The sequence below is a fragment of the Pseudoalteromonas sp. SG44-17 genome (assembly GCF_014164235.1).
GTDB lineage: Bacteria > Pseudomonadota > Gammaproteobacteria > Enterobacterales > Alteromonadaceae > Pseudoalteromonas > Pseudoalteromonas rhizosphaerae.
The window spans coordinates 21,627-32,204 of sequence record NZ_JACJEV010000044.1; the positions used below are offsets into that span (position 1 = coordinate 21,627).

General features: G+C 39.9%; 5 protein-coding genes. 2 read left to right on the forward strand and 3 right to left on the reverse strand.

Going from position 1 to position 10,578, the window contains the following annotated elements; genetic code table 11:
* Nucleotides 1-313 precede the first annotated feature (313 nt).
* Nucleotides 314-4,771, forward strand: a complete 4,458-nt coding sequence (gltB, locus tag H5182_RS20180; protein ID WP_145242134.1) for a glutamate synthase large subunit — start codon at nucleotides 314-316, stop codon at nucleotides 4,769-4,771.
* A gap of 9 nt (nucleotides 4,772-4,780) precedes the next feature.
* Nucleotides 4,781-6,196 carry an FAD-dependent oxidoreductase gene (locus H5182_RS20185; RefSeq protein ID WP_149982771.1) on the forward strand — a complete coding sequence of 472 codons (1,416 nt, stop codon included), beginning with the start codon at nucleotides 4,781-4,783 and terminating at the stop codon, nucleotides 6,194-6,196.
* A 252-nt stretch (nucleotides 6,197-6,448) separates the two neighbouring features.
* Here H5182_RS20185 and H5182_RS20190 read toward each other — a convergent pair whose 3' ends face one another.
* From H5182_RS20190 to H5182_RS20200, 3 genes are all read right to left on the reverse strand, one after another.
* The gene (locus H5182_RS20190) at nucleotides 6,449-7,819 is read right to left on the reverse strand and encodes a serine hydrolase (RefSeq protein ID WP_182760511.1); all 1,371 of its coding nucleotides are present in this window, start codon (nucleotides 7,817-7,819) and stop codon (nucleotides 6,449-6,451) included.
* A gap of 566 nt (nucleotides 7,820-8,385) precedes the next feature.
* Nucleotides 8,386-9,363, reverse strand: a complete 978-nt coding sequence (locus H5182_RS20195; RefSeq protein WP_220494608.1) for a S66 peptidase family protein — start codon at nucleotides 9,361-9,363, stop codon at nucleotides 8,386-8,388.
* Between the two features lie 121 nt (nucleotides 9,364-9,484).
* Nucleotides 9,485-10,081: a hypothetical protein gene (locus H5182_RS20200; RefSeq protein WP_182760512.1), complete on the reverse strand. Its 597-nt coding sequence runs from the start codon at nucleotides 10,079-10,081 to the stop codon at nucleotides 9,485-9,487.
* Nucleotides 10,082-10,578 lie beyond the last annotated feature (497 nt).

Here is a 10,578-nt window from a genome sequence, read left to right on the forward strand (position 1 = left end):
ATAACCCAGTGAATATTTATTCATTTTTACTCTGGTTTACGTTAACGTAAACTGCAGGTTTGTAGAGCGGTTATTTTACAACTTGTTAAATATGACACCAGTGTCATAAAAAAATAACGGGTAAAATATCGCTAAATGTTAAAAATAGGCATGAAATAAAAAGATTGTGTTGTGGTGAGAAATATTCAAGAATGTGAATATGTATTCAAGGCGCTATTGACTCAATGTACAATTGGCGATAGTTTTGACTGTCTGCTAGCAAACCGTCGAGAAGGTCATTCATAGCTAGCTGTTGTAGCAAGGGGAGGGGTCTATGTTATACGACTCAAAATTAGAAAAAGATAATTGTGGCTTTGGCTTAATAGCCCAAGTTAATGGTCAGGCAAGTCATCGTTTAATTCGAACAGCGATCACTGGCTTAGACCGTATGGAACACCGTGGTGGTATTTCTGCCGATGGTAAAACAGGCGATGGCTGTGGCTTATTATTACAAAAGCCAGATAGCTTTTTTCGTGCTATTGCCGCTGAAAAAAATTGGCACTTGGGTAAAAATTATGCGGTTGGCATGATTTTCCTAAACTCAGATCCAGTACTTGCGCAAGCTGCAAAAGATATATTGAGTGAAGAACTCGAAAAAGAAACCCTCAATATTCAAGGTTGGCGAATTGTGCCAACAGATGAATCATGTTTAGGGCCAATTGCAATAAAGCAGTTACCTAAATTTGAACAGATTTTTGTTAATGCACCAGAAGGCTGGCGCCCAAAAGATTTAGAGCGTCGTTTATACGTTGCGCGCCGTCGTGCTGAAAAGCGTTTAAGCGAAGATGAAGGCTTTTACATTGCCAGCTTGTCAGGGTTAGTAACTATCTACAAAGGCTTAATGATGCCGGTGGATTTGCCTAACTTCTATTTAGATTTAGCTGATATCCGCATGACCAGCGCAATTTGTGTATTTCACCAACGTTTTTCAACTAATACACAACCGCGTTGGCCTTTGGCTCAGCCGTTTCGCTATTTAGCGCACAATGGTGAAATCAACACCATACAAGGTAACCGCCAGTGGGCTCGTGCTCGTTCATATAAGTTTGCATCGCCGCTTATTCCAGATTTGCAATCAGCAGCACCATTTGTCAATGAAACCGGCTCAGATTCATCAAGCCTAGATAATATGCTTGAGTTGTTTTTAGCTGGTGGCATGGATTTATTCCGTGCTATGCGAATGCTAGTGCCACCTGCATGGCAGAAAAACCGTGCGATGGATGATGACTTACGTGCATTTTACGACTTTAACTCTATGCACATGGAACCATGGGATGGCCCAGCTGGTATTGTGATGTCTGATGGGCGTTTTGCTGCGTGTAACTTGGACCGTAATGGTCTGCGTCCTGCACGTTATGTGATCACTCAGGATGGCTTTATTACCCTAGCTTCTGAAGTGGGTATTTGGGATTACACTGCGGATGAAGTGGTTGAGAAAGGCCGCGTTGGCCCTGGTGAGCTGTTAGTTATTGATACTCAGTTAGGTAAAATTTGGCACTCAGACGAAATTGATCGCGACCTTAAATCTCGCCACCCATATAAAGCATGGCTTGAGGCCAATGTTAAGCGCTTAACGCCGTTTGAGCAGCTATCAGAGCAAGATGCGGGCAACCGTTCATTTGATGATGAAACATTACTGAAATATCAAAAAATGTTTGGTTACACCAATGAAGAACTTGATAGCGTTATTCGCGTAATGGGTGAAATTGGTCAAGAAGCAACCGGTTCTATGGGGGATGACACGCCATTTGCAGTGCTTTCTGAAGGTAACCGTTCATTGTTTGATTACTTCCGTCAAAAGTTTGCGCAAGTAACTAACCCGCCAATCGATCCACTGCGTGAAAACCATGTAATGTCGCTGGCGACCTGTATCGGTAGTGAGCAAAACGTGTTTAACGAGACCACCGGCCACGCTAAGCGTCTACAGTTTGATACGCCAATCCTAATGTATGCAGACATGCAACAATTATTGAGCGCTGATCAGGCTCATTACAGCTATTGCAAAATCGATATCACCTACAGCAAAGAAGAAGGCCTTGGTGATGCAGTAATCCGTATTTGTGACGAAGCGCAAGAAAAAGCAGCTGGTGGCTGTGTCATGTTGTTTTTGAGTGACCGTAATTTTGATGAGAATAAATTACCAATTCCTGCCGCTATGGCTGTTGGAGCGGTACAAAAGCGTTTAGTTGATAACAATTTACGTTGTGAATCAAATATCATCATTGAAACAGGTAGTGTCCGTGACGCGCATCAATTTGCGGTATTAATTGGTTTTGGTGCAACGGCAATTTACCCGTACTTAGCATATGAATCACTGGTTGCGATGAGCGACTCTAAAGTGATCAACAAGAGCTATTGCCAAGTTACGCTTGCTTATCGTAATGCAATCAACAAAGGCTTGTACAAGATCATGTCAAAAATGGGCATTAGTACCGTGGCATCGTATCGTTGTTCAATGTTGTTTGAAGCAGTTGGTTTGTCGGATGCAATTGTTGATACCTGTTTTAATGGTGTGGCAAGTCGCATTAAAGGCGCGTGTTTTACTGATTTTGATGATGACCAACGCAAGTTACATACTTTGGCATTAAGTAAACGTAAATTACTCAGCCATGGCGGCTTATTAAAGTATGTGCATGACGGCGAGTATCACGCGTACAACCCAGATGTTATTCAAACGCTACAAAAAGCGGTGCGCTCAGGCGAATATTCTGATTACAGCGTATACGCAGATCTTGTTAATAAGCGCCCAATTGCCACATTACGTGACATGCTTGCACTGAAACTGCCAGCAGAGGGGATCAGTATTGATGATGTTGAGCCTGCAACTGAGCTATATAAGCGTTTTGACTCGGCGGCAATGAGTATCGGTGCATTATCGCCAGAGGCGCATGAAGCGCTTGCAATTGCGATGAACCGCTTAGGTGGCTGTTCAAATTCAGGTGAAGGCGGCGAAGACAAACTACGCTATGGTACCGAGAAAAACTCTCGTATCAAGCAAGTCGCGTCAGGTCGTTTTGGGGTAACACCGCATTATTTACGCAGTGCTGACGTTATTCAAATTAAAGTAGCGCAAGGTGCAAAACCAGGTGAAGGCGGGCAATTGCCGGGCGAAAAAGTAACCCCGTATATTGCTAAGCTTCGTTACTCGGTACCGGGGGTGACCTTAATTTCGCCACCACCGCATCACGATATTTATTCGATTGAAGATTTAGCTCAGCTTATTTTCGATTTAAAACAAGTAAACCCTAAAGCGTTGATCTCAGTAAAACTAGTATCAGAGCCAGGTGTGGGCACAATCGCCACTGGTGTTGCTAAAGCATATGCTGATTTAATTACTATTTCAGGCTATGACGGCGGTACTGGCGCAAGCCCGCTAACGTCGGTTAAATATGCGGGTAGCCCGTGGGAGCTTGGTCTTGCTGAAACACAACAAGCGCTGGTTGAAAACGGTTTACGTCATCGTATTCGTTTGCAAACTGATGGTGGTTTAAAAACCGGCCTTGATATCATCAAAGCAGCTATTTTAGGTGCAGAGAGCTTTGGTTTTGGTACGGGTCCTATGGTTGCGCTTGGTTGTAAGTATCTGCGTATTTGCCACCTAAATAACTGTGCAACCGGTGTAGCAACGCAAGACGAAACATTGCGTCAAAAACATTTCCATGGCCTACCAGAAATGGCGATGAACTACTTTAAGTTTATTGCTCAAGAAGCCCGTGAAATTATGGCAAGCCTAGGGGTTGCCAAACTAACAGACTTAATCGGTCGTCTTGATTTACTCGAAGCGATTGAAGGTAAAACGGCAAAGCAGCAAAAAATTGACTTATCGTCAGTGATTGCACAGCCGAATAACCCAACTGGTGAAACCTTATACTGCAGCGCACCTAATACGTCACATTATTTAGGTAAGTTGAATGAAACCTTACTTGCTAAAGCTCAACAAGCAATTGATGAGAGCAGCGGTATTTCACTGGTCAGCCGTATTTGTAACACTGACCGTTCAGTGGGCGCGATGTTATCGGGTTATATAGCCGATAAGCATGGCAATCAAGGCATGGCAGCTGATCCTGTCTCGATTGAGTTACACGGAACCGCTGGTCAATCATTTGGTGTATGGAATGCTGGTGGCCTAGAAATGACCCTAGTCGGCGATGCTAACGATTACGTAGGCAAAGGCATGGCGGGCGGTAAGCTGGTTATTCGCCCACCACTGGGTTCGTCATTTGAAAGTCACAAAGCGACCATCGCAGGTAATACCTGTTTATATGGTGCAACGGGTGGCAAGCTGTTTGCTGCAGGTTGTGCGGGAGAGCGTTTTGCGGTTCGTAACTCAGGCGTGCAAGCGGTTGTTGAAGGCGTAGGTGATAATGGCTGTGAGTACATGACCGGTGGCGTAGTTTGCGTGTTGGGCAATGTAGGCGTGAACTTTGGTGCAGGTATGACCGGTGGCTTTGCCTATATTTTGGATGAGCGTAATGACTTTGAAAAACGCATTAATCCAGAGCTAGTCGAAGTGGTGCTGTTAGATGAGCTAGCGTCACACCAAGAGCATTTGCGTGGTCTAATTGCTGAGCATTTAGAACTAACAGGCTCAAGCCGTGCAGAAACTATTTTAGCCAGTTTTGAAACGTATTTACCAAAATTCAAACTAGTTAAGCCAAAATCAAGTGATGTGAAAAGTTTACTCGGGCATCGCGCTCGTAGTAGTGCTGAACTTCGTGTTCAAGCACAGTAAGGGGGTAGTATGAGCGAGAATGTATATCAATTTATAGACGTGCAGCGGGTTGATCCCCGCAAAAAGCCAATTTCGTCACGTAAAAAATCATTTGTTGAAATTTACGAACCCTTTTCAGAGAAGCAAGTAAACTCACAAGCGGACCGCTGCCTAGATTGTGGTAACCCGTATTGTGAATGGAAATGCCCAGTGCATAACTATATCCCACAGTGGTTAAAGTTAATTCGTACTGGCCGTATTCTTGAAGCTGCGGAGCTATCACACCGCACAAATAGTTTACCAGAAGTGTGTGGCCGGGTGTGCCCGCAAGATCGTTTGTGTGAAGGTTCATGTACATTAGACGAAGAGTTTGGTGCAGTAACAATCGGTAATATTGAAAAATATATTACTGATACTGCATTTAAAATGGGCTGGAAGCCTGATATGTCGTACGTGGTATGGACCGATAAAAAAGTAGCTATCATAGGTGCCGGCCCTGCAGGCCTAGGTTGCGCTGATATTCTAGTGCGTAATGGTGTAAAACCAGTGGTATTTGACCGTCATCCAGAAATTGGTGGCTTGCTTACTTTTGGTATTCCATCGTTCAAACTTGAAAAACAAGTCATGCAAAAACGTCGTGAAATTTTCACCGAAATGGGGGTTGAGTTTAAACTTAATACTGAAGTCGGTGTTGATATCACAATGGATGAAATATTGGCCGAATACGACGCAGTATTTTTGGGAGTGGGGACTTATCAAAGCATGCGTGCTGGCCTTGAAAACGAAGATGCACCAGGTGTACATGATGCATTACCGTTCTTAATCGGTAATACCAACCGCGTAATGGGCTATGATGAGTCTAATCAAGCTTATCTTGATATGGCTAACCAAAAGGTTGTGGTACTTGGTGGTGGTGATACCGCGATGGACTGTGTACGTACTTCAATTCGTCAAGGTGCGGAAAAAGTAATCTGTGCTTATCGTCGTGATGAAGAAAACATGCCAGGTTCAAGACGTGAAGTGAAAAACGCCAAAGAAGAGGGCGTTGAATTTACTTTTAACGTGCAACCAACCGGTATCGTACTAAACGACAACGGCCATGTTGCAGGCGTACAAATGGTAAAAACCCAAATGGGTGAACCAGATGAAAAAGGCCGCAGCCGCGCAGAAGTAGTACCTGGCTCAGAACATGTGATTGAAGCCGACCAAGTAATAATGGCATTTGGTTTCAAACCACACAAAATGGATTGGTTAGAAAAGTACGATGTAGAGATAAATCACTGGGGCGGCATTAACGCACCAGAGCAAGGTGAATTTACCCATCAAACAACTAACCCTAAAATCTTTGCTGGCGGCGATATAGTGCGCGGCTCAGATTTAGTAGTCACCGCAATCTTCGAAGGGCGTAACGCCGCCGAAGGGATCATGGACTACTTGAAAGTGTAAGACTTTTACGGGTCAAAGAGTAAAGAGCAAGCCGATTGGCTTGCTTTTTTTATGGCTTGGATAGTAGAGTTTTAAGCGCTAAGTCGTAAAATTTAAGCCATAAGCTTTAAGTTTGCGCGGTGTTAAATTAAGCAACGTAGAGGGGATAACTAAACCCAACGAAAAAATAGCCTATCAGTCTGCATCAAGGCTTTGCATTATCGGTTTTGTTAAATGTGCTATGAGCAGCCGTTGATAACCTTAGCCTATTTTTCATAATTCTAATTTAACAAGTGCTTCTTGCTCACCTTGATATAAATACACTGGGACGATTTCATGTTTCCCATTGTTTTCTCTAAGCTGAAAGTAATTTTCAGTACACTCATAAGAGTACGAGTTGTTTTCCCGGGGTATGATTTTTATTTTATTCTCACCTTCATATTGAGAGTAAAGTGTACCTTTTTCAAACGAGATTTTTAAAATTTTCGAATCGGAAGAACGATAACTTCCAACTAAAGATGCAGCTATAGCCTTTTCTTTTTGACTATTTACTGGCTTAGGGGATAAATTTAATTGTAGTGCTATCATGTCTAATAAAGCGGGACCAAGGTGTTTTGTGTCGATGTTGGTTAACGCTGTAGCGGTTAAATCTTCATTTGGGAAATAGACATGCCAAGCAAAAAATCCGGGAACCTGACCTTGGTGGCTAAAGCTATCTAATCCACTTATTTTGTATATATCTAAGCCATATCCATAATTCACATGCGCATTATTATTTAATAATGCCTTGGAGGTCATTAGTTTATAGCTTTCTTTTGAAATTATATGCCCTGACTTTAATGCATTCTGCCAAAGGTGCATATCAGCAAGTGTAGAAGCAATAGCGCCCGCAGAATAGATCCAACTACGATCAACATTCCATCGCCTTTCAGTTGAATCTTCCGGATTAATATACTTTTTAGGCTCATTACGACTAGTAGTGTAGCCGTTTATTTCCCCAGCAGATGTACCTTTAGTAATAACAAAAGTATTATCCATTTTCAGAGGTTTAAAAAATGTGTTTGACATGAACAGGTCATATGGAGTACCAGAAGCAATTTCAATGACTTTTCCCAGAAAGACGTAACCCAAGTTTGAATAACTATATTTTTTACCAGACTCTGAGTTAAGAGGTTGTTTACTTATACTTTGTATAACTTGATCAATAGAAGCATATTTATCATAAATTTTACTTACTGAAGGGTCCCCTAAGTAATCTGGTAGACCAGAAGTATGGCTTAAAATTCTATCAATCGTTAAATACCTAAATTCAGGGTTAATATCAGGAATAAATTTCGCTAATGTATCTTGTAACGATAGTTTTTTTTCTTCCGATAGTTTCAAGATTGCTGCAGCAGTAAATGTTTTCGTTACAGAACCTATTTGAAATATATCATCTACATTGAGAGGTCTCTCAGTGTCAATATTTGCCAAACCAACCGCACCACTATAAATATGTTTACCTGACTGTTCTAACCTAACAACCATGCCAGGGGCTTTTGAAGAGTTATGGCACTGCATTAATTCAGCAAAGTTGTGTTGTTGTGCAACAGCTTTTATTCCATACATTCCTACACAAAGACAAAAAAATATATTTTTTCCCATAAACTATGTTCCCTTAATCATATAACAAACCTGTAAATAAAAAATACACAACGATTACAGATGTAATCAATACTGTCGCATAGATAACAGTTGTTTGCAATTTAATAAAGCAAACTAATATTATTCAATAACTTATTTCATATTTTAATGAAGTAATATTTGCTCATAATGGCCAAGTGAATGTAATAGCTTTATCAGAGGTCATTTTTTATCTTAACGTGGTAGCGTTCTTATTTTAGTATTTTCTATTAATAGTAAAATGGTAAGTTATTGCTAATTATAAGTATTATTAGAAGGGGAGTTTGTTTTTATATAAAAACTAGAAAAGTTGCTTATATAAAAACTAGAAAAGTTTCTTATATATTACTTAGATGATACGAGTTAAATAAACTAGCCACTCAATGTCTACTTTATTGGGGCCAGATCAGCTCGCTGTTGACTATCAGCTGAGTGCCATAAGGAGTCACTCATACAAAAGAGACAGACCCGATCCTATTATCCTTAATATTAAATGAGCAACGAACTAACTTATTAAAAAATTTAGCTAATCCCTAGAATTTCTATATCTAATGTTTATCTATTATTATTTGCTTACGACTTTTCGTATCTATTTTCACAAATCCACCAATAGGAAAGCAAATATGGGGTGTTGTATGTCCAAAGTTTAAATTGTAAAGTACTGGAATTGATGCTAACTCTTGTTTGGATTGTATAATTTTTTTAAGCAAGGTCTCTGATACTTCTGACTTTAATTGAAATTTTCCAATGACAATGCCTTTAACGCTATCGAAATTTTTTTGATGAATTAACGATTGCAGATCTCTGTCAAAATTTGAAGGAGATGTTAACTCGTCATCTTCAAGAAACAATACAGCATTCGTTAAGTCAGGCATAAACTCAGTTCCTTGAAGCAAATTTAAAGTACAAAGGTTGCCTCCAACTATTTTTCCCTCAGCTTCACCATGATTTAAGACTTCTATGCCATTATCTTTATAAAAGTTTCTTTTTTCCTGATCTAAATACCATGCATCATCACTCCATTGTTCGGAGTTTATAACTTCATAAGGATCACTTGAGAATAAACACTTTTTAATATAATTTATTGAGAAATCAATCCCCTTAAGCATCCCCAAAGTTGAATATGCAGGCCCAGAGTATGTTACAAGCCCTGTTTTGTGGAATAATGCATTTGATAAAGCTGTAGTATCAGAGTATCCACATATAATTTTTGGATTTCTTTTAACAATATTATAGTCAATATATTTTAGTAATTGATTTACATTATCGCCCCCAATGACAGTAAAGATAGCTTTTACTTTTTTATCTAAAAATGCTTCATGTAAGTCTTCAATTCTTTCTTCTATAGATGAAGACGAAAAATCATCTATAGACTCACAATTCTTTGAAAATGACAATTTGAGGCCAAGCTCTTCAAACCTAGTGTTTGCTATTTCTCGCGTCTTTTTATCAATAATTGACAAACTTCTAGAAGGCGCAATTATCCTAACCTCATCATTCACTTTTAGCTTATTGGGGATTATCAATTTGTTCTCCTACCGGATACTTGAAACAGCATGTACATCAAAATAGATCGAACTTCGCAAAAGTGCCAATACCAGACATTAACAACGCGTGCTCAAAAAGCAACTATTGGCCTGCTATAATTTAAACGAAGTGAGTCTCCCTAATTGTAGATATATTAAGTTGCTCTTCTGTAAAACCCATGCTTTTTAATACAGGCTCCATTGCACTTTGTGAGTCTAAGTAAATGTCTACATAACGTTCTCTTTGTTCATTTATGCTATTTAGCTCGTGCACTAATTTACAAGAAAGTTTAATTGTATTTTTTATCGATTGAATACAATATTCGTCGCTATCCACCAATTTGCTCACCGCAGTTTGGGCATGGGACATTATTAAAGTTATGTTTCTTGGCACCCTTTTAACAACTAAACGCTGGTCTCGGGAAAGCACTAAAGCTAAATTCTTATAAAGTTCAATTAAGATATCGACATTAATATCTCTTGAAAGAGGAATAGGGATTGCCAAGCTATTGGTCAACTCAGGTTCTTGCCTGATTTTTAATAGAAATTTAAAATACGATTCAATATGGCAAGTAAGTTCAGATTGTAAATCACCTAGCTCGATAAACATCATTTCAAGATCTTTTTTACACTGAAACTCAGCCTTCTTCTTTTCAACCATAGGAACAAGAAAAAGTGAAAATAACGCGCCAAAAATAGTGAATGCTAATTTATCCATATTTATCCTTTATCACCAACGAGTTAGTTGCGAGCGAACGCTTATACTTCTGCTGACACCTTGCTCACATTTATACTTTTCATAGTTGAAACAAATATTACTATCAATAAATTTTCTATCATATATGAGCAAAACTACAGCAAACAACTTGAGCGCGTAGCCCATTTGTTTGAATCACCACAGTAAGCAATAAATAGCCAATTAACAAGATTATTTGTTCACCCCCAACTTCCGCTTCTTGCTCTCAGCCGAACTTCGCAAAAGTGCCAATTCCAGACAGTTGTAACGCCGTTTTAAGCGGCAAATTGCTGTTGGTTAAAATAAGCGAGGCACGAACAAAAAGCCAACTGTAATTTGTCCGACTTGAAAACCCTTGTGTACGCCCGACATGGGCATTGACTTATGAGGTGAAAGTCCTCTGTAGGAAGATCACCGTTTAAATAACATACTGTTATTAAACGATAACTACTAGCGAATGGCAAGGGCTAAATCGCGAG